Annotated in this window: 17 protein-coding genes; 8 read left to right on the top strand and 9 right to left on the bottom strand. The window is 70.7% G+C overall.

Going from position 1 to position 18,411, the window contains the following annotated elements:
• Positions 1-103 precede the first annotated feature (103 nt).
• Entirely contained in the window at positions 104-1,057 is a 954-nt protein-coding gene (locus FGD71_RS11945; RefSeq protein WP_119100380.1) for a phosphotransferase family protein, read from the bottom strand.
• A 254-nt stretch (positions 1,058-1,311) separates the two neighbouring features.
• Between FGD71_RS11945 and FGD71_RS11940 the strand changes: the two genes are divergently transcribed.
• From FGD71_RS11940 to FGD71_RS11925, 4 genes are all read left to right on the top strand, one after another.
• Positions 1,312-1,980 carry a UdgX family uracil-DNA binding protein gene (locus FGD71_RS11940; RefSeq protein WP_119100379.1) on the top strand — a complete coding sequence of 223 codons (669 nt, stop codon included), beginning with the start codon at positions 1,312-1,314 and terminating at the stop codon, positions 1,978-1,980.
• 135 nt (positions 1,981-2,115) lie between these two features.
• A complete protein-coding gene (locus tag FGD71_RS11935; protein WP_119100378.1) occupies positions 2,116-2,649 on the top strand; it encodes a GNAT family N-acetyltransferase in 534 nt (177 codons plus the stop codon).
• A 114-nt stretch (positions 2,650-2,763) separates the two neighbouring features.
• Positions 2,764-3,066: a DUF4229 domain-containing protein gene (locus tag FGD71_RS11930; RefSeq protein ID WP_119100377.1), complete on the top strand. Its 303-nt coding sequence runs from the start codon at positions 2,764-2,766 to the stop codon at positions 3,064-3,066.
• A gap of 38 nt (positions 3,067-3,104) precedes the next feature.
• Positions 3,105-3,749, top strand: a complete 645-nt coding sequence (locus FGD71_RS11925) for a TetR/AcrR family transcriptional regulator (protein WP_119100376.1) — start codon at positions 3,105-3,107, stop codon at positions 3,747-3,749.
• A 13-nt stretch (positions 3,750-3,762) separates the two neighbouring features.
• Here the strand turns inward: FGD71_RS11925 and FGD71_RS11920 are convergent, their stop codons facing one another.
• Positions 3,763-4,674, bottom strand: coding sequence for a MaoC family dehydratase (locus tag FGD71_RS11920; protein WP_119100389.1), 912 nt, complete (start codon positions 4,672-4,674; stop codon positions 3,763-3,765).
• 313 nt (positions 4,675-4,987) lie between these two features.
• On the opposite strand from FGD71_RS11920, the gene FGD71_RS11915 reads away from it, so the two are divergent.
• Positions 4,988-6,889 (top strand): AMP-dependent synthetase/ligase, encoded by a 1,902-nt coding sequence (locus tag FGD71_RS11915; RefSeq protein WP_119100375.1) that lies wholly within the window; start codon positions 4,988-4,990, stop codon positions 6,887-6,889.
• A 91-nt stretch (positions 6,890-6,980) separates the two neighbouring features.
• Here the strand turns inward: FGD71_RS11915 and FGD71_RS11910 are convergent, their stop codons facing one another.
• Positions 6,981-7,295, bottom strand: a complete 315-nt coding sequence (locus FGD71_RS11910; RefSeq protein WP_119100374.1) for an AzlD domain-containing protein — start codon at positions 7,293-7,295, stop codon at positions 6,981-6,983.
• On the bottom strand, positions 7,292-7,978 hold the full coding sequence (locus tag FGD71_RS11905; protein ID WP_119100373.1) for an AzlC family ABC transporter permease: 687 nt from the start codon (positions 7,976-7,978) through the stop codon (positions 7,292-7,294). Before FGD71_RS11905 ends, FGD71_RS11910 begins: the two co-directional genes overlap by 4 nt.
• 135 nt (positions 7,979-8,113) lie before the next feature.
• On the opposite strand from FGD71_RS11905, the gene FGD71_RS11900 reads away from it, so the two are divergent.
• The gene (locus FGD71_RS11900) at positions 8,114-8,710 is read left to right on the top strand and encodes a helix-turn-helix domain-containing protein (protein WP_119100372.1); all 597 of its coding nucleotides are present in this window, start codon (positions 8,114-8,116) and stop codon (positions 8,708-8,710) included.
• A 205-nt stretch (positions 8,711-8,915) separates the two neighbouring features.
• On the opposite strand, the gene FGD71_RS11895 is transcribed toward FGD71_RS11900, so the two are convergent.
• Positions 8,916-9,119, bottom strand: coding sequence for a cold-shock protein (locus FGD71_RS11895; protein ID WP_033319512.1), 204 nt, complete (start codon positions 9,117-9,119; stop codon positions 8,916-8,918).
• A gap of 342 nt (positions 9,120-9,461) precedes the next feature.
• On the opposite strand from FGD71_RS11895, the gene FGD71_RS11885 reads away from it, so the two are divergent.
• Positions 9,462-10,313, top strand: coding sequence for a menaquinone biosynthetic enzyme MqnA/MqnD family protein (locus FGD71_RS11885; protein ID WP_119100370.1), 852 nt, complete (start codon positions 9,462-9,464; stop codon positions 10,311-10,313).
• Positions 10,314-10,378: 65 nt separating this feature from the next.
• Positions 10,379-12,151, top strand: coding sequence for a serine/threonine-protein kinase (locus FGD71_RS11880; protein WP_119100369.1), 1,773 nt, complete (start codon positions 10,379-10,381; stop codon positions 12,149-12,151).
• Here FGD71_RS11880 and FGD71_RS11875 read toward each other — a convergent pair.
• The 4 genes from FGD71_RS11875 to FGD71_RS11860 are packed head-to-tail and all read right to left on the bottom strand — an operon-like array spanning position 12,144 to position 18,340.
• Positions 12,144-12,773: a hypothetical protein gene (locus FGD71_RS11875; RefSeq protein WP_140935870.1), complete on the bottom strand. Its 630-nt coding sequence runs from the start codon at positions 12,771-12,773 to the stop codon at positions 12,144-12,146. The two genes, FGD71_RS11880 and FGD71_RS11875, sit on opposite strands and share 8 nt — an antisense overlap.
• A complete protein-coding gene (locus FGD71_RS11870) occupies positions 12,770-12,967 on the bottom strand; it encodes a hypothetical protein (protein WP_119100367.1) in 198 nt (65 codons plus the stop codon). The genes FGD71_RS11875 and FGD71_RS11870 overlap by 4 nt, the downstream gene beginning before the upstream one ends.
• Positions 12,968-13,006: 39 nt before the next feature.
• Positions 13,007-13,630, bottom strand: a complete 624-nt coding sequence (locus FGD71_RS11865) for a hypothetical protein (RefSeq protein ID WP_140935869.1) — start codon at positions 13,628-13,630, stop codon at positions 13,007-13,009.
• Positions 13,631-13,666: 36 nt separating this feature from the next.
• Positions 13,667-18,340, bottom strand: coding sequence for an FtsK/SpoIIIE domain-containing protein (locus tag FGD71_RS11860; protein ID WP_119100365.1), 4,674 nt, complete (start codon positions 18,338-18,340; stop codon positions 13,667-13,669).
• Positions 18,341-18,411 lie beyond the last annotated feature (71 nt).

Below are 18,411 nucleotides of genomic sequence, written 5' to 3'. Positions count from 1 at the left end.
CTTTTTCTTCCCCACCCACCCACCCCGCCCACTCCCGCAAAGCCCCGGCTCCGCCGGGGCTTGCTGTGCCGTTCAGGCCGCCAATGCCCCGGACCGCCTTGGCTCAGCCCAGCGCGTCCATCAGGGCGGTGACATAGGCATCCAGCCGCTCCTCCACGGCCCGCGTCGTCAGCTCCGCCCTCCCCGCCTCCCGCCACGGCCGCGCCACCAACTGCACTTCTTCTGAGAACGCCAGCCCGTCCCGCACCCGCCAGTACAGCCGCTCGCTCGCGGCCGCGGCCAGCACCCCGCCGGCCTCCTCATACGCCTCAGCGAACCGCAGACCCCACGCCGGGCCGTGCAGCAGCGCGAGATTGGTGGAGCAGTGCGCCACATCGAGATCCGCCGGGCCCCAGGAGGCAGCCGCCCAGTCGACGACGCCGGTGATCCGGGCACTTGCCGGCCTTGGGGGCGGCACGTCGAACAGCACGTTGCCGGGGTGGAAGTCCCGGTGCAGGAATCGCCCTTCATAGGGCGGCGCGGGCTTGCGGATCACGTCGATCGCCGCGGCCCATGCCGCCGCGTCGGCGCCCTTCGGAGTCACGACGGTGTCGGCGGTCGTCCAGGCCACGTACTCCCGGGGCCGCTCGGCGGGTCGCAACGCGTGGATCGCCACGAGTTGACGGGCCAGCAGAGGGACGCGCGTCTCCAATCCCTCATCGTCGAGGACCGTCCGGCCCGCCAGATGTGTCATGAGGAGCGATGGATACTCGCAATGCGCGGCGGTCGGATCAACCGCGACCAGTCCAGGAGCCGGCACGCCGGTCCCCGTGAGCAGGGTCAGGGCGCCGGCCTCCCTGTTCAGCCAGTCCTCGGCGTGCTCCACGTCGACGAAGGTCCGCAGCACCAGGTCACGGGTGCCTCCGTCCCGCGTGCCGACGGTCAGCCGCCGCATTTCGGCAGTGATGCCGCCGTGCAGCGCCTCGGCTCTGACGATCCGCTCGCCGACCTCCAGGTGCCGGCTCACCCAAGCCAGGGTCAACGGTCGGACCGTCGCCGCCTCATCGTGGTTGGTCACCGTGCCACCCCATCATCTGGACGACGGCACGTGCGAAAGCTTTTCGTTGGAGGCGATGGCAACCCTGCTCCATTCCTCGCAGCAGGTGGCGATCGTAGCGGTGGCCCCGGCCCGGCCTACACCGGCCGATGGGGTGCCCACCGCCTCACCTCGACCAGAGTGGTCGTGGTGGAAACCCGCCCCCACCTGCCCGGACTGCGCACAAAGAAGAAGACCGCATGTGAGGCCCCGCCCGGGACGGGTACTCGCTCCACATGCCCAGCACAAAGGCGCCCAACGCATCCCCGGCCCCGGAGGACGCGTACACCGCCGAGCCCTTCGTGCCAGGCCGCGGCGGGCTGCAAGCCCTGCGCAAGGCGGCAGCCGACTGCCGCGGCTGCCCGCTGCACCGCGAGGCCACCCAGACGGTCTTCGGCCAGGGCGACACCGACGCCCGAGTACTGCTCGTCGGCGAACAGCCCGGCGATCAGGAGGACCGGCAGGGGAAACCGTTCGTCGGACCGGCAGGCAGGCTGCTCGACCGGGCACTGGCCGAGGCGGGGATCGACCCCGAGCAGACGTACGTCACGAACGCCGTCAAACACTTCAAGTTCACCCGCTCCGGCCCCGGCAAACGCCGTATCCACAAAGCGCCGAGCCTGCGCGAGATGACGGCCTGCGGCCCCTGGCTGGCCGCCGAACTCGCCCTCGTGGAACCCGAGTTGATCGTGGTGCTCGGTGCCACCGCGGGCAAGGCGCTGCTCGGGCCCTCGTTCCGGGTCTCGAAGCAGCGCGGGATGCTGCTGGAGGAGGAGATCCACGGGCGGCCGGCGCGTGTGGTCGCCACCATCCACCCCTCCGCCGCCCTGCGCGCCGACGACCGCGAGGCGGTGTACCAGGGACTGGTCGCCGACCTGAAGGTGGCGGCACGGGCGCTGAGCTGAGGCGGGGCGCAGGCCGAGGCAACGCCCGAGGCAGGGACCGAGGCGGAGTTCGAAGCGAAAGCCGAGGCCGAGACAGTGCGATCACGGTGTTCAAATCTCTTGAGCCTCGCGAGCGGTAATAGGTAACCTCCCCTCATGGCCCTTACTTTCGCCCTCGACCCCTCCGTCGACCCCGCCCTGCGCGACGGTGTCCTCGACCTGTGGGCCGACGTCTCCAACGCGGGTGGCGCCGTCGGCTTCGTACCGCCCGTGACCCGCGAAGCGATCCGCCCGGAACTCGTCAAGCAGTTCGCCGCGATGAGCGAGGGCCGTATGCGGCTGCTCGTCGGCCGGGACGAGGACGACGCCGTCGCCGCGACCGCCTTCTTCTCCTTCAACACGCACCGACTGATGACCCACTGGGTGTGGCTCTACACAGTGATGGTGCACCCGAAGCACCAGGGCAAGGGGTACGGGCGCGATCTGCTGGCGGCAGCGGCGGAGGCGGCCCGCGGGTTCGAGGGGATCGAGGCGATACGGCTCACGTGCCGGGGCGGGCTCGGACTCGAGCGGTTCTACGGCTCCTGCGGCTACAAGGAGGTCGGCCGGGTGCCCGGCGCGATCCGGGTCGAGCCGGGCGATGACCGGGACGACATCACGATGCTGCTGCCTCTCGCACGCCTCGACTGAGGCCGTAGGGGGCGACGAGGCTCGCCGCGGAGGCCCCCGTGCAAGATCGAACGCCGGGCGTGCTTCACTGGACGGTGCCTTTGGGAAGTTTCGGAACGGGAAGAGTGGATTGAGATGCTCCGCTACACACTGATGCGCCTCGGAATCTTCGTGGGCTGCTTCGGGGTCGTCTGGGGCCTCGTCTACTCGGGCCTCGCCCCGCGCGGCCTCGGCGCCTCCAACGGCATGTGGGTCATCCTGCTCGCCCTGCTGCTCTCGGCCCCGATCAGCCTGGTGGTCCTGCGCAAGGAGCGCGACCGTGCCTCCGTCCAGATCGTCGAGCGCGTGGACCGGGCGAAGGCCAACCTGGAGCGCAACCGCGCCCAGGAGGACGTCGCCGACGACGCGGCCCGCGGCGCACAGAGCCAGCCTTCGTAGCCTGGGCCACGTCGGCAGCGGACCATAAGCTGACCCGCATGGGTGCAGTGAAGAACAAGCGGATGCCGCGTGCCGTGCGCGAACAGCAGATGCTCGACGCCGCCGTGCGGACCTTCGGACAGCGGGGGTACCGAGCCGCGTCGATGGACGAGATCGCCGATCTGGCGGGAGTGTCCAAGCCGCTGGTGTACCTGTACCTGAACTCCAAGGAAGACCTCTTCACGTCCTGCATCCGACGTGAGGCGGCCGCCCTGATGGCCGCCGTCCGCGCGGGAGTCCAGCCGGACCTGCCCGCGGACCGCCAACTCTGGGACGGGCTGCGGGCGTTCTTCGCGCACACCGCGCAGAACCCGGACGGCTGGACGGTGCTGCACCTCCAGGCGCGTACGCACGGGGAGCCGTTCGCGGCCGAGGTCACCGCGATGCGCGAGGAACTCGTCGCGTTCGTCACCCAGTTGATCGTCGTCGCCGCCCGTGAGGCGCACCGGGATCCGTCGCTCGCCGAGGGTGAGGTCGCGGGCCTCGCCGAGGCCCTGGTCGGGGCCGCCGAGTCCCTCGCCGCCTGGGCCAACGCCACACCCGGCGTATCGGCCAAGCAGGCCGCGGCGACCCTGATGAACTTCGCCTGGGCGGGACTGGGGAACCTGATGGACGGGCGCCCCTGGGTGCCGCCGAAGCAGTAGCTGTTCCGGCGGGTCAGACGGAAGACTCAAAGGAGGGAAGTGCCTCGCCCCTCAGGTGCACGGTCTCCCCGTCCTCCCCGCGCACCTCGAAAGCGCCTCCCTCCGCCGCGTACGTCACCGTTCCCGGCAGCGGCACAGGCGCCTTGAGCTCGGCCCTGACGCGCACGGCTTCCGGAAGGTCGTGTTCCGCCAGGCAGCGGGCCACCGTCCACATCCCGTGCGCGATGGGCCTGCGGAAGCCGAAGAGCCGGGCCGTGAACGGGTGCAGGTGGATCGGATTCCGGTCCCCGGACGCGGATCCGTAACGCCGCCCGAGGCCCCCGCCGAGCCGCCACGTGGCAACCCCCGGAAGCCGCTTGCGGATGTCGGCGGGAAGCGGCCCCCGCGCGCCGGCAGCCGGTGCCGGGCCGTTGTGCGGCGTCCGGTGCCGCGCCAGATACGTACTCCTCGACTCCCATACGCGGCTGCCGTCGGCCCGCGCCTCGGTCATGACGACCGCCTCGGTACCGCGCCGATGCGGAACCAGTCTCTCGACGAACACGGTGAGTTCGTACTCCCCGGTGGCCGCGAGGGCCTTCCGCCGGCTGATCTCCACGGACGTGTGCACGAGCCCGAGCAGCGGCAGCGGAAACGCCCGGGCACTCATCAGCCGCATCATCGGAGGAAAGGCGAGGACGTGCGGATACGTCACCGGCAGCTCCTCGGCGCCCACCGCGAAACCGCAGACGCGCTCGTACGCGGCGAGCTTGGCGAGGTCGATGCGCACGCCGGGAAGGACGAGGCGGGTCGGCGGGACGGGCGGCCTGGTCGCGCCGTCGGCCACCCCCGGGCGGGGGCGTTTGAAGGGGGAGAGGAGGGCGCCCCGAAGGAGAAGAGGGGCGAGCGCCTGCCTGCTGACCGTACGGCGCGAACACTGGTCGGCCATGGTCCGAACCCCCGGTTGCATCAGCCCGATCATGAAGCTTACTCAGAAGTAAGCTTACTCATAGGTCAGGAGTAGGTCGAGATGAGCCCCGGCGACTGTGAATGTTGTGGAGGGTGGTGTCGCCGCTGGTGAAGAGGGTTTGGCCGACACCTCCCGCGGACGTCGGGCCGCGTATGTTGAATGCGTCGACTCCCACTGAACGCCGGCCCGACCAGCCCCGTAGCACCCATGGGGACCCGTGGGGGGACCACCCCTTGTGATGCGTGATGCCGACTCCGAACCCCCCATAGGCATGACGACAAGGAGCCGCCCGATGTCGCCCAAGAAGGCCTCCAGCCCCGCGCCCGCGCTCGTCGAGCCGGAGATCAAGCGCCTGGACGGAGTCGTCCGGGAGGCGGCGGTGCCGCCCCTCGTCGCGCCGGTCACCTACGGTTCCCTCGCGGACATCCCGTTCGACAACGCGAGCGCGGTGCCCGGCGACGTCGTACTGAGCCGCAAGGGGCCGGACGGCGACTGGGTGGACGTGACGGCGAACGCGTTCGCCGACGAAGTGCTGGCCGTGGCGAAGGGGTTGATCGCCGAGGGGCTGATGCCGGGCGACCGGCTCGCCATCATGGCGCGTACGACGTACGAGTGGACGGTGCTGGACTTCGCCGCGTGGGCGGCCGGCCTGGTCACGGTGCCCATCTATCCGACCTCGTCCGTCTTCCAGACCCGCTGGATCCTCCAGGACTCCGGGGCCGTCGCGCTCGCCGTCGAGGGTGTCGGGCAGGCCGCCGCGCTGGGCCCGGAGCGGGAGCGCATACCGGACCTGCGGCATGTGTGGGTCTTCGAGAAGGGCCATGTCGAGCGGCTCGCCGAGCTGGGGCGGAACGTCCCCGACCAGGAAGTGTCGGTTCGGCGCGGGGTGTTGGGTCCCGACACCCTCGCCACGGTCATCTACACCTCCGGCACGACCGGCCGCCCCAAGGGCTGCGCACTGTCCCACGGCAACTTCTTCGCCGAGATCGACAACGCCATCGAACTCCTCTACCCCGCCTTCAGGTCGCACACCGACGAGCCGGCGTCCATCCTTCTCTTCCTCCCCCTCTCGCACGTCTTCGGCCGCATGATCGCGATCGCCTGCCTGCGCGCACGCGTCAGACTGGGCCATGCCCCGGGTATCGGGTCGACGGAACTCCTCACCGACCTGGCCTCCTTCAAGCCGACGTGCCTCGTGGCCATCCCGTACGTCCTGGAGAAGGTCTTCAACACCGGCCGCGCGACCGCCGAACGCATGGGCCGCGCCTCGTCCTTCGACCGCGCGGCGCGCATCGCCCGCTCCTACGGCGAGGCCGTCGAGGCCCGGCAGCACGGCACCGGCCCGGGCCCGTCCCGCTCCCTGCGCGCCGCCCGAACCCTCTACGACCCTCTCGTCTACCGCCGCATCCGCAAGGCCCTGGGCGGCCGCGTCCGTTACGCCATCTGCGGCGGCTCCCCGCTGGGACGACGCCTGGGCGCCTTCTTCGCGGGTGCGGGCATAGAGATCTTCGAGGGCTACGGCCTCACGGAGTCGACGGCCGCCGCGACGGTCACCCCGCCCCTGAAACCCCGCCTCGGCACCGTGGGCTGGCCCATCCCCGGAACCCGGGTCCGTATCGCCGGGGACGGAGAGATCCTGGTGAACGGCGGGCACGTCTTCCGCGGCTACTGGGACCCGTACGCCGGCGGCGTCGTCCCCGCCGCGCCCGACGGCTGGTTCGCGACGGGTGACATCGGCGAACTGGACGACGAGGGCTACCTGACGATCACCGGCCGCAAGAAGGAAATCCTGATCACGGCGGGCGGCAAGAGCGTGGCCCCGGCCCCGCTGGAAGACTGGCTCCGCGCCCACCCGCTGATCGCCCAGTGCATGGTCCTGGGCGACGGCCGGCCGTTCGTCGGCGCCCTGCTCACCCTCGACCCGGACGGCATCAACCACTGGCGCCAGATGAACCGCAAACACGCGGTCCCCGTGGAACTCCTCGTCGACGACGACGACCTGCACGCCGTCCTCCAACGAGCCGTCGACGAGGCCAACAAGCTCGTCTCACGACCGGAGTCGATACGAGGCTTCGCCATCCTGCCGGGGACCTTCACGGAGGCGGCGGGACATCTGACACCGACGATGAAGCTGCGACGGGAAGCGATCATGAAGGATTTCGCGGGGCAGATCGAGGAGCTGTACGCGCGATAGACCATGTGCCGGCCACCGCGTGACCGGCACTGACGTCAGCTTCTTCCAGCGCTTCCTCACGGCCGTCCACCGAGCGTCGACCGTCCTGGGCTCAGGCCACCCCGGCCGCCCGTAGCGAAGCCGTCGTCGCGGCCGCGGCCAGCACGACGATCACGAACGGAGCCCGGCGCCACGCCAGTACCCCGCCCACCAGGACCCCGGCCGGCCGCGCCCACCCGGCGAACCCCTGCGCCTCCATCAGCGCGCCCGTCGCCAGCAGGGCGACCAGCAGCACCAGGGCCCCGGAGGACAGCAGCTCCTGAACCCTGCCCGGGAGTTCGACCCGTCCATGCAGCACCGGGCCGACCAGCCGGAAGGCGTACGTACCCGCCGCGAGCGCGACGATCGCGGCTGCGGTCGGGTTCATGAGGTCCTGCCGGGCATCGGCGTGAGCAGCCCGGCCAGCGCCAGCAGCACCGGCACCCCGGCGGGCACGAACGGCGCCACCGCCAGCGCCACCACGGCCCCGGTCACCGCGGCACGCCGTACCCCCGAGGGGCCCTCCCGCAGCGCGGGCAGGACGAGCGCGACCAGCACCGCCGGGAACGCCGCGTCCAGCCCGTACGTCCCCGTGTCCCCGATCGCGCTCCCGGCCAGAGCCCCGACCAGCACGCACACGTTCCACACCACGTACAGACCGAGCCCGGAGATCCAGTAGGCGGCCCGCCGCCGCTCCGGATCGGGCTGGGCGAGGGCGAAGGCGACCGTCTCGTCGGTGACGAGGTGTGCGCCGACGAGTCGCGAGAAACGCCCCCGGCCGAGTACGTCGGCCACGGCGAGACTGAAGGCGGCGGTGCGGGTGTTGAGCAGCAGCCCCGTGGCCGCCGCCGCGACCGGCCCGCCCCCGGCCAGCAGTACGCCCACCGTGCTGAACTGGGCGGAGCCCGCGTACACGACGAGGGACATCACCACGGGCACCCAGACGGGCAGCCCGCCGGCTACGGCGATCGCACCGAACGAGAGACCGACGACACCGCTGGCGAGGCAGACGAGAGCCACGTCCCGCAGGAGTTCCGGAGGGACGGTGGGTGTTCGGAGCAGCGAACGCATGTTTTCTAGAATGGACAGGAGGATCGCTGTTCGTCAAGGCGAACGATCGGTCCTCCACGCCGAACGCTCGCCGAACGCCCGCCGAACGCCCACCGAACAAGACCTGTGCCACACCAACAGAGAAGGCCCGTAGACATGCCCGACGGCGACCCCTCTCCGTCTCACCGCCCGCCTCACCCCCCGTCCCGCCTCCCCCTCGACTGGGTCGCCGCATCCTTGCGGCGTGAACGGACCCGCGCCGGCCTCTCCCTCTCCGAGCTGGCCAAACGCGCCGGTATCGCGAAGTCCACGCTCTCCCAGCTGGAGGCGGCGTCCGGCAATCCGAGCATGGAGACGTTGTGGGCGCTGGGTGTCGCGCTCGGCGTACCGTTCAGCGCGCTCGTCGAGCCACCCGCCCCGGCGGTCCAGGTCATCCGCGCGGGGGAGGGACCGACGGTCCACTCCGAGCAGGCGAGTTACGTGGCGACGCTGCTCTCGGCGAGCCCGCCGGGCGCACGGCGGGACATCTATCACCTGCGGGTGGAGCCCGGGGCGGCGCGAGAGTCGGAGCCGCACATTCCGGGGACGGTCGAGCACATCGTCGTCAGTACGGGGCGGCTGGAGGCAGGGCCGCGCGGGGAGACGGTCGAGCTCGGGGCCGGTGACTACGTGTCGTACCGGGGCGACGTACCGCACAGATATGAGGCGCTGTCGCCGGGGACGACGTTCGTCCTGGTCATGCAGCACATCTAGGGATCGGGGAACCCGGGACCTGGGACCGGGACCGGGACCGGGACCGGGGTCCCGGGGATCGGGACAGGGATCGGCAATCCGTATTCGGTGACAGGAAAGGCAGGAGCCCCGGCATCAGACGGTGCCGGGGCTCCTTGGGTACTGCATCTGTTCCGGATCAGGCATCAGAGCATTGGGCTCACGAAGGCGAGCCTAAGGCTCGGACTCAGACGGGAGTGACGTTCTCCGCCTGCGGGCCCTTCGGGCCCTGCGTCACGTCGAACGTGACCGCCTGGTTCTCTTCCAGGGAGCGGAAACCGCTCGCGTTGATCGCGGAGTAGTGGACGAAGACGTCGGGGCCTCCGCCTTCCTGGGCGATGAAGCCAAAGCCCTTTTCGGCGTTGAACCACTTCACGGTTCCGGTAGCCATAAGCCCTCCTTGGGCCCAAAGGGTTGCCCTGCTCCAGAACCAGCGATTGTGTAAACAACTGCATTCGTCTGAAAACGACGAGAGCCTGCGGTCACATGCTCCGCAGGCTCTGTACTGCAAGGGAAACCAAACTGCAACTTGCGGCGAGCCTAGCACGCAGGCAGCCGAAAGCAATAGAGGGCAAGATCACGTCACCCGGAAGTTTGAACAGGTCACCGGATGGGTTGACGTCGCGGTGTCGCGAGGCTTGACACAGGAGGTCGAGGAGGTTTCCGGAAATCCGCTTCACCACTCCGCGACCCTGAAGCCTGCACCGTACCGCATGGGGGCTAGCCTCGCGATGTGGACAATTCTCGCACCCGGCCGCGCGTCGGCCACATCCAGTTCCTGAACTGCCTGCCTCTGTACTGGGGGCTCGCACGCACGGGAACGCTTCTCGACTTCGAGCTCACCAAGGACACCCCGGAGAAGCTCAGCGAGCGGCTGGTGCAGGGCGACCTCGACATCGGGCCCATCACGCTCGTCGAGTTCCTCAAGCACGCCGACGAACTGGTCGCCTTCCCCGACATCGCCGTCGGCTGCGACGGCCCGGTGATGTCGTGCGTGATCGTCTCCCAGGTCCCGCTGGAGGACCTGGACGGCGCCAGGGTCGCTCTCGGCTCGACCTCGCGCACGTCCGTACGGCTCGCGCAGCTGCTGCTGGCCGAGCGGTTCGGCGTACGGCCCTCGTACTACACCTGCCCGCCCGACCTCGCGCTGATGATGCAGGAGGCCGAAGCCGCCGTCCTCATCGGGGACGCGGCCCTGCGCGCCAATCTGCACGACGGGCCGCAGTACAGCCTCGCCGTGCACGACCTGGGCGCGCTGTGGAAGGAGTGGACGGGACTGCCGTTCGTCTTCGCGGTCTGGGCGGCCCGGCGCGAGTACCTGGAGCGCGAGCCGGTCCTCACGCGCAAGGTCCACGAGGCGTTCCTCGCCTCCAGGGATCTCTCCCTGGAGGAGGTCGCCAAGGTGGCCGAGCAGGCGGCGCGTTGGGAGGCCTTCGACCAGAGCGTCCTGGAGCGCTACTTCACGACGCTCGACTTCCGGTTCGGCGGCCCGCAGTTGGAGGCCGTCAGGGAGTTCGCACGGCGCGTGGGGCCGACGACCGGCTTCCCGGCGGATGTGAAGGTGGATCTGCTGGCGCCGTCATAGGGAGGGCGGGCGTACGGCACTACTCTGCTGGGGGAGTGGAGCGCGTCCGGGGGAGGCACAACGCCATGCAGCCGCTCGAAGTCGGCGAACCCACCGTCGTGGGGCCCTACCGGCTGCTCGGCCGGCTCGGCTCGGGCGGGATGGGCCGGGTCTATCTGGGCCGCAGCGCGGGCGGGCGTACCGTCGCGGTCAAGATCGTGCATCCGCACTTCGCGCTCGACGAGGAGTTCCGTGCGCGTTTCCGCCGCGAGGTCGAGGCGGCGCGACGGGTGGGCGGCGCGTACACGGCGCCGGTGCTCGACGCCGACCCCGACGCGTCGGTGCCCTGGGTGGCGACCGCGTACGCGGCCGGCCCCTCGCTCACCGCGGCGGTCGCCGACGCGGGTCCGCTGCCGGAACATTCCGTACGGGTCCTCGGCGCGGGCCTCGCGGAGGCGCTGACCGCGGTGCACGGCCTGGGGCTCGTACACCGTGACGTCAAGCCCTCGAACGTCCTCCTGACCCTCGACGGCCCGCTGCTCATCGACTTCGGCATCGCCCGCGCGAGCGACGGCACGGCGTCCCTCACCTCGACCGGCGTCTCCATCGGCTCCCCCGGCTACATGTCCCCCGAGCAGATCCTCGGCAAGGGCGTCACGGGCGCGGCTGACGTCTTCTCGCTGGGCGCGGTACTGGCGTACGCGGCCACGGGGGAGCCCCCCTTCCGCGGCGACTCCTCCGCCGCCCTGCTCTACAAGGTCGTCCACGAGGAGCCCGAACTGGATTCCCTGGCAGGGGAGTTGCGGGACGTGGTCGCGGACTGCCTCTCCAAGGACCCGGACGGGCGCCCGTCCCCGACCGCGCTCGCCGCGCGGCTCGCGCCGGAGGGGGCGGCCCGGCTGGTGGCGGCGGGGTGGCTGCCGGGGCCGTTGGTCGAGCAGGTCAGCCGAAGTGCCGTGCAGTTGCTGAACCTTGAGGCGGTGGGGGCGGCGGGGACGGGGGAGGCGGCGCCTTCTGGGGTGGTGGGGTTCAGCAGTCCCGCGGTGACCGGGGACGCGGCGGTCGACGGGTCTGCTCCGGTGGGGGTCTTCGGGCCACCGGACCCCTCGTACGCGCCGACGTACGTCCCGGAGCCTCGTGAGGCCGACGGCCCAGCGGCGGGATCGGGCCCCGGCTCTGCTCCTGCTCCCGTTTCTGACTCCGCTCCCGCTTCGGATTCTGGTTCCGTTTCGGATTCTGGTTCCGCTCCCGCTCCCGCGCCCGGGAAGCTGTCGGTCAGCGTGGCGGCGACCTCCGTCCCGGGGGCCAATGGTCGTGGGCGGAGGCTGAGTTGCACGGTGGCGCTGGCGGTCGCGGGGGCCTTGGCGACGGTGACGATCGGCTCGGCTTTCATGTTCGACCTGCTGCCGGGCGGAGGTTCGAACGGGCCGGAGGCGAGCGACGACACGGCGACGAGGCCGAGCACCAGCGCCTCCTCGAGCAGCGACGATCCGGCCGCCGGTGAGCCCACCGTCCCCCAGTCCTACCTCGGCACCTGGGAGGGCGACGGCGTCGCCCTCAAGGGCACCCTCCCCATGGGCACCTTCCGCGTCACCGTCCGCCAGGCCGCCGTGGGCGAAGAGTTCGGCACGTTCCGCCAGACCGACCTGATCGGCGGCCACTGCGACGCCGTACTCATTCTGAAGAAGGCCACCCCCAAGCAACTCGTCGCCACCAGCGTCGCCGAGAAATCCGACGACGCCGTGTGCACGGCGGGACGCCACGAGGTACGGCTGACTCCCGTCGGGGGCGACCTGAGGTACGAGACGGACAACTCGGAGGCGGGAGACCCGGTGGCGCGGATGAACAAGGTCAAGTAGCCGTCTGGCCCGAGGCGTCGGCCCCTGCTTCGGCGTCCCTCCGCCGACGGCGCAGGAAGCGCACGCCGAGCACGGCCGCGCCCGCCAGCAGCGCCGCGGCCCAGATGATGGCCCAGACATAGGGATACTCCTCGCGGAGCCAGCAGGGACCGCCCTCGCTGTAGCACTCGGGGCCGCGATCACGCCTCTTGGGCTGCATCGCCGTGAACAGCACGAGGGCGAGCACAGCGGCCAGGGCGTGACCGGGCAGCGAGGCGGCGATCCACTTGAGTGAGCGGACCTTGTTCTCCGGCCACGTCACCCGGGTCAGCGTGCCGACCAGAGCGGCGACGGCCACGGCGACCAGGAGCCCGGTGGTCGCGGCCATGGCGTACGGGCCTCCGGGCCAGGCGAGAGCGATGTCGCCCCAGACGAACCCCTGCCCCCAGAAGATCGCCACGAGACAGAGCCCGCAGATCTCCGCGGTGACGGTGCCGACGACCAGCCACCGAAGAACCGCATCCCACTTCACCCTCGGCTGCCGCTCAGGAGACGGCGACACGTCCACCCGCCCCCGCACCCGCTCGTACCGCAACGCGGTCCCCGCCGCCCGCCTCCGCTTCGGCCTGGCCGACCCGCTCACGCGTCCCTCCCCGTCCACCACTGCCGCAACACCGTCGCGCCGAGCGCCACCAGAACGAGCCCCATCACCGTGAACCGGCCCCACGGCATCACGACCGCCAACCAGAGCCCACAGACCGAGGACACGAGCCCGCCCCCGATCTGCAGCGCTCTGAACGCGCCCGCGGGCATGAGGCCCGGCGGAATCCACACCATCTGGAACAGGCTCCCGAATCGAAGGTCAGCAGGCGAAGGTCAAGCGGGCGAAGGCTCCGCCGGCGTCTTGCCGTCGCGTCGCTTCTCGTACGCCTGGTACAGCGAGATGAGCAGCAGCGTGCTCATCACCGTCCCGGCCAGGCCGACCAGCCATACATAGGGATAGTGCGTGCTGATCCAGCAGTACTCACCCGCAGACGAGCAGTAGCCGTGGCGATGGCTGCGCTTGGGGCGGATCGACTGCATGGCGACGGCCCCCGCCATCAGGGACACGGCCGTGCCCGGAAGGGCCGCGCCGGCGAAGAGCAGCGCGCGGGCCTTGTGCCGCCTCCAATGCTCACCCATGCGCCACAGCGGGCGCATCATCAACGCCAGCGCCACGGGCAGCACCGCGCCGACGGTCACCGCGAAGCCGTAGCCCTCACCGGGCCAGTCCGGAGCCACCTCGCGCCACAGCTCGCCGGCCCAGGCGAGTGGGCCCAACGCGAACACGGCGGCCACGGCGGTCACACCGACGAGGATCGCGACCACGCGGGCGGCGCCACGCAGGATGTCACCGAGGCGGCGCGGCGTCCGAGGCCGGGCCGGCCGCCCCCGCGCGTGCTCGTACCGCAACGCGGCCCCCGCCGCCCGCCTCCGCTTCGGCCTGGCCGATCCGCTCACCGTTCCCCCTGCCGGGCCATCTGTCACCTGCTGCTGTCAGACCGGGACCGTGACCGTGACTGCCTCGCCACTGCCCAGGTGCAACAGGCCCTTGCCGGGGGTGACCGGGCCGCCGACCATGCTGCGGGTCGTGCGGATGCCGATCAGTTCGCCGGCACCGGAGTCCTGCGGGGAGAGCAGGAGGCCGCGGCGGCCCTTCTTCGCCTCGACCTGCCAGCCCGAGAAGCCCCCACAGACCTCTTCCTCGTCGCCGCCGATCACCAGCGCGAGGCCGCGGTCGGCGCCCCGCTGGACGAGGCGCTTCAGCTCGCGCTCGCAGTCGCAGTCCTCGAGGACCTCGCCGTCGTCGACGATGACGACGATGGGCTCCTCGGGGGACGCCGACTCGATCGCCTCGTTGAAGTCGTCGCTCTCGATGTCGTCGTCCGTGAAGACCTTCAACACGCCGTCCCGGTCCGCGAGTTCACGCAGGGGCGACGGGCGCGGGGCCGCGATGACGAGGCGTACGCCCTGAAGGAGGTACGAACGCGCCAGGTTGAGCAGCGCGGTGGAGCGGCCCGACTTGGCCGGGCCCGCGACGACGAACGTCGGCACACCCTGCGCGAGATCGGGGCCGAACGCCATGATGTCGTCGCCGCCGATACCGGCCAGAGCCCACAACTTCGTCTGCGCGACCGCCGGGTCCCGCATCTCCCAGGCCTCGTCGAAACCGATACGGGAGGGCAGTACGTCCACCCGGAACGGGCGCAGGGCGCGCGGGATCCCGGCATCGCGGGCCGCGGCCGCCTCGCCGATCGCGGCGAGCGCCGCGGCCTGCCCCTGACCCGACACGTCGTCGGTGAGCAGCGCGAACTGCGTCTCGGTGCCCGCCTCGTTCTTGAAGCCGCGCCCGGGCGGGATCTCCTCGGGCACCTTGCGCGCGTTGATACCGAGCATCGAGAAGTCGCTGCGGTCGGCGAGTCGCAGACCGTACTTCTCCTCCGTCAGCGAGGCCATCCGGCCGAGCAGCACCTGCCGGTCACCGGTGACGATCAGATGGATGCCGACGCTCGCTCCCTCGCGCATCATCGTCTGCAACTCGTCCGTCAGCTCACCGTGGTTGTACTCGCCGAGTGTGGGCAGCCAGCCCTCCCACCGGTCGAGCAGCAGGACGAGGTGCGGCATCCGCTCGTCCTCGGCGGCGGACGCCCGCTGCTCGCCGATGTCCGCGAATCCCTTCTCGGAGAGCAGATCCTGACGTCGCGTCAACTCGCCCTTGAGACGGGTGACCAGCCGTACCGCCCGCTCCGTCTGGTTACGGGCGACCACGGCACCGCAGTGCGGCAGGCGCGTCAGCGCGTTGAGCGCGCCGTTGCCGCAGTCGATGCCGTAAATGTGCACGTCCGCCGAGGAGTTCGTGCGGGCGAGGGAGCCGGCGATGGTCCGCAGGATCTGCGAACGGCCGCTGCGCGGCGCACCGCCCACGATCAGATGCCCGAAGGAGGAGAAGTCGACGACGACCGGGCGGCGGGCCTGGTCGGAGGGCAGGTCCTCGACGCCGTACGGGGCCGGGGGCAGCTTGCCCGGTGCCAGAGCGGCGACCGCGGGGACCTCGACCTCGTCGAGCAGCAGAGTCTCGGAGAGCGCCGGCAGCCACGGGCTGTGCTGGGCGGGGATGCCGAGCGAGGCGTTGGCGTCGCGGACCGCGTCCACGAGCACCTTGAGGTCGGTGATCTCCTCCTCCTCGCGCGCCTCGGCCTTGGGCTTGACCAGTGCGGCCCGCCCCAGGTCCTCCCAGGCCAGCGGGCCGGCCCAGGGCGCGAGTACCTGCGGATCGGCGGCACCGGGCCGCCGCCCGCCGACGCGTCCCGACTGGAACGGCACGAGCGAGGCATGCCCGAGACGCACGTACGCCCGACCCGGTGTGCTCTTGCTGATGTGCCCGGCCTCGGGCGAGTCGATGACGTCGCTCGACTCGCCGCCGTCCGTCACGCGCAGCGCGATCCGGAGGTTGGTGTTGGCGCGGATCTCGGGGGACACGACACCGCTCGGCCGCTGGGTGGCGAGGAGCAGGTGGATACCGAGCGAACGGCCTCGCTGGGCGATGTTGACGAGACCCGTCACGAAGTCCGGCAGGTCACGCACCATCGAGGCGAACTCGTCGATGACGATGAGGAGTCGGGGCACGGGCGCGTGCGACGGATCGCGCCGTACGAGGTCCTGGTAGTCCTCGATGTCCTTGGCGTCGGCGGCCGCGAGGATGTGCTCACGCCGCTTCAGCTCGGCACCGAGCGACTCCAGGGCGCGCTCGACGAGATGCGCGTCGAGGTCGGTGACCATACCGACCGTGTGCGGCAGTTTGACGCAGTCCTTGAACGCCGAGCCACCCTTGTAGTCGACGAGCACGAACGTCATGTTCTCGGGGGTGTTGGCCACCGCGAGCGCCGCCACGATGGTCTGCAGCAGCTCCGACTTACCGGAACCGGTCGTACCCGCGATCAGACCGTGCGGCCCGTCCTTCCGCATGTCGATGCCGAAGGGGCCGTCGTACGACTCGCCGATGACCGCCATCGTCGACTGCCCGCCCATTCGCCAGCGCGCGGTGATCGCGTCGCTGGTCGGCGGCTCCAGCTGCAGCACGTCGAGCAGCCGGCTGGAGCCCGGCAGCGCCGAGTCCTCGGACTCACCGCTGATGTCGCGGATGGGGGAGAGGGAACGGGAGAGCCGGGCGCACCAGGCCGGCGACACGAAGTCCGGCCGTACGTTCTTGACCCTGGCCGTGCCCGTCTGCTCGACGCGCAACCGCAGTTCGAGCGCTTTCTGCGTGCCCGCCTGCTGGTCGTCGGCCTCGGCGGTGTGCCAGGCCTGGAAGGAGGGGAAGCCGCCGGGAGCGTCCGCCTGCGCGCTCGTGCTCTCGGCGGTCCGGGAAGTGGTGTGTTCCTGCGGCTTCGGCTCCGCGATCACGATGGCCTGGCACTCGCCGGGCAGGAACCGTTCCTCGGAGTCGAGGCATATCGCGTACATGCTGACGGCCGGACCCTCACGCAGCAGACGTACGACACCCGGCATGGACCGCAGCCGTCGCGAACCGTCCCAGATGACGACGATGTCCGGGTCGGTGAAGCTCGCCTGACGGCCGTTCTGCTTGGTCGCCTTCTGGCGGGCGTCGAGGAGCTGGGTCAGTTCGCCGATACGGGCGCCGACGGTCTCGGCGTCCGAACCGATGAGGACGTTGGCGTCCTGGGCGCCGGACGGGCGTGAGTGCGGCAGCCAGCGGACCCAGTCCCAGCTGGGCTGCGCACTGTTCTCCGTCAGAACGTAGAACTGCACGTCCAGCGGGCTGTGCAGCACGGCGGCCTGCGCGACGACCCAACGCCCCAGCGCCTGCGCCGAGTCGCCGGGCCCAGCGATGCCGACGACACCGCGGTCGCGCAGCGGCAGCGCGACCGGAGCGTCCTCGATCGTCCAGGTGACCTCGCGCTTGTGGTCGTCCTGCTCGGGGTCGTCGAGCACGACCTCGGAGGGCAGTTGACCGGTGCCGACGCGCAGCAGCAGATGGTCGGGGTCGGTGCGCCGTCGCTCCCACAGCCGTGTACGGGGCCCAGTGCTCATCGACAGCACGGTCGCCGGATCGGGGACGGCCTGCCGCCGGTCGAGCCGCTCGGCTACGAGAGCGTCCTCCGCATCCTTCTCGATCCGCTCCTTGTGCTCCTTGTACTCCTTGACCTGCTTCGCATGGGACTTGCGCCCGTGCTTCTTGTCCATGAAGTAGTTGCCGAAGAGGATCAGCGGGCTCAGCAGAGCCATGATCATGTAGTACCAGCGTCCGAAGATCATCACGGATACGACGGCGCCGACGAGCGGAGTCAATGCCATCAGCCAGGGCAGCGGCCGGGCCTCGAAGTCACGAGGCGGCGCGGGCAGTTTGAACCTGGTCTGACGCTCCGGCGGCTGGAGCCGGGGCGGGCGGTTGTAGTCGAGGCCGGTGCCGTCCTCCGACCACTTGAGCGCGGCGTTCGGCGGGGAGTAGCGGTCGAGTTCGAGCAGGGTGTTGCCTACGGCGATCTGGGCGCCGAGGGGCCAGTCGGTGCCGTCGAGAGGCTCCCCGTCGAGGGTGACGCCTTTGTTGTCTCTGTCCTTGCCCTTGCTGCCCTTGTTGCCCCTGTCGCCCTTGTCGTCCTTGTTGTCTTTGCTGTCCCTGTCGCGCTGATCGAGCAGCTCGCGCTGGTCGTCCTTTAGTTTCCCGTGCAGGGCGACTTGGCAGGTTCCATCCGTTGCGATTGACAACGTCAGCGCTCGGGCGGGCAGTTCTGGATCGTCGATGCGGATGGCGGACGCGGGTCCGCTGCCGATGTCGTACCGGCCTATCCCCAGCCGGTGCACGGCGCCCGCGGCGGGCCCGCTCGCGACCCGCAACTCGACGAGGCCGGTGGGCTCACCGGGCAGACAGCCGGCGGGGTCGTGCAGACTGACGACGGCGCCCTCGCGCAGCGGGGAGGTGCCGATGGTGGCGTTCGGGTCAACGGGATGGCCGTCCACGTACACGACGGGCGCTCCGCTGCTCGCCGCCTGGTGCTGCCCGATGGGAATGATCTGGGCCCCACCGCTGTAACCGACGTGCGCGGCCAGCTCTTTCGCGATGTCCCCCAACGAGGACTCAGGATCCGCGTCGAGCACCACGTCGGCGTTGGCACCGCCGAGCGGATCGACGACGGTCAGAGTCAGGCGCACGATCGTCCTCCCCGTAAAACCCTGTTGACCTGTCAGTGGCCTGCCGCGGCGGCCTCCGGCCGACGGACCTC

Origin of the sequence: Streptomyces sporangiiformans (assembly GCF_005768555.2) — a bacterium.
Classification (GTDB): Bacteria; Actinomycetota; Actinomycetes; order Streptomycetales; family Streptomycetaceae; genus Streptomyces; species Streptomyces sporangiiformans.
Note: the sequence above shows the minus strand (reverse complement) of the source record. Positions and strands in the feature narration are given on the sequence as shown.

Bases quoted from the DNA above. Each gene is read 5' to 3' on its own strand.
- FGD71_RS11940 (WP_119100379.1), top strand. From the start codon at position 1,312: ATGCCCAGCACAAAGGCGCCCAACGCATCCCCGGCCCCGGAGGACGCG.
- FGD71_RS11935 (WP_119100378.1), top strand. From the start codon at position 2,116: ATGGCCCTTACTTTCGCCCTCGACCCCTCCGTCGACCCCGCCCTGCGC.
- FGD71_RS11930 (WP_119100377.1), top strand. From the start codon at position 2,764: ATGCTCCGCTACACACTGATGCGCCTCGGAATCTTCGTGGGCTGCTTC.
- FGD71_RS11925 (WP_119100376.1), top strand. From the start codon at position 3,105: ATGGGTGCAGTGAAGAACAAGCGGATGCCGCGTGCCGTGCGCGAACAG.
- FGD71_RS11920 (WP_119100389.1), bottom strand. From the start codon at position 4,674: ATGGCCGACCAGTGTTCGCGCCGTACGGTCAGCAGGCAGGCGCTCGCC.
- FGD71_RS11915 (WP_119100375.1), top strand. From the start codon at position 4,988: ATGTCGCCCAAGAAGGCCTCCAGCCCCGCGCCCGCGCTCGTCGAGCCG.
- FGD71_RS11910 (WP_119100374.1), bottom strand. From the start codon at position 7,295: ATGAACCCGACCGCAGCCGCGATCGTCGCGCTCGCGGCGGGTACGTAC.
- FGD71_RS11905 (WP_119100373.1), bottom strand. From the start codon at position 7,978: ATGCGTTCGCTGCTCCGAACACCCACCGTCCCTCCGGAACTCCTGCGG.
- FGD71_RS11900 (WP_119100372.1), top strand. From the start codon at position 8,114: ATGCCCGACGGCGACCCCTCTCCGTCTCACCGCCCGCCTCACCCCCCG.
- FGD71_RS11895 (WP_033319512.1), bottom strand. From the start codon at position 9,119: ATGGCTACCGGAACCGTGAAGTGGTTCAACGCCGAAAAGGGCTTTGGC.
- FGD71_RS11880 (WP_119100369.1), top strand. From the start codon at position 10,379: ATGCAGCCGCTCGAAGTCGGCGAACCCACCGTCGTGGGGCCCTACCGG.
- FGD71_RS11870 (WP_119100367.1), bottom strand. From the start codon at position 12,967: ATGGTGTGGATTCCGCCGGGCCTCATGCCCGCGGGCGCGTTCAGAGCG.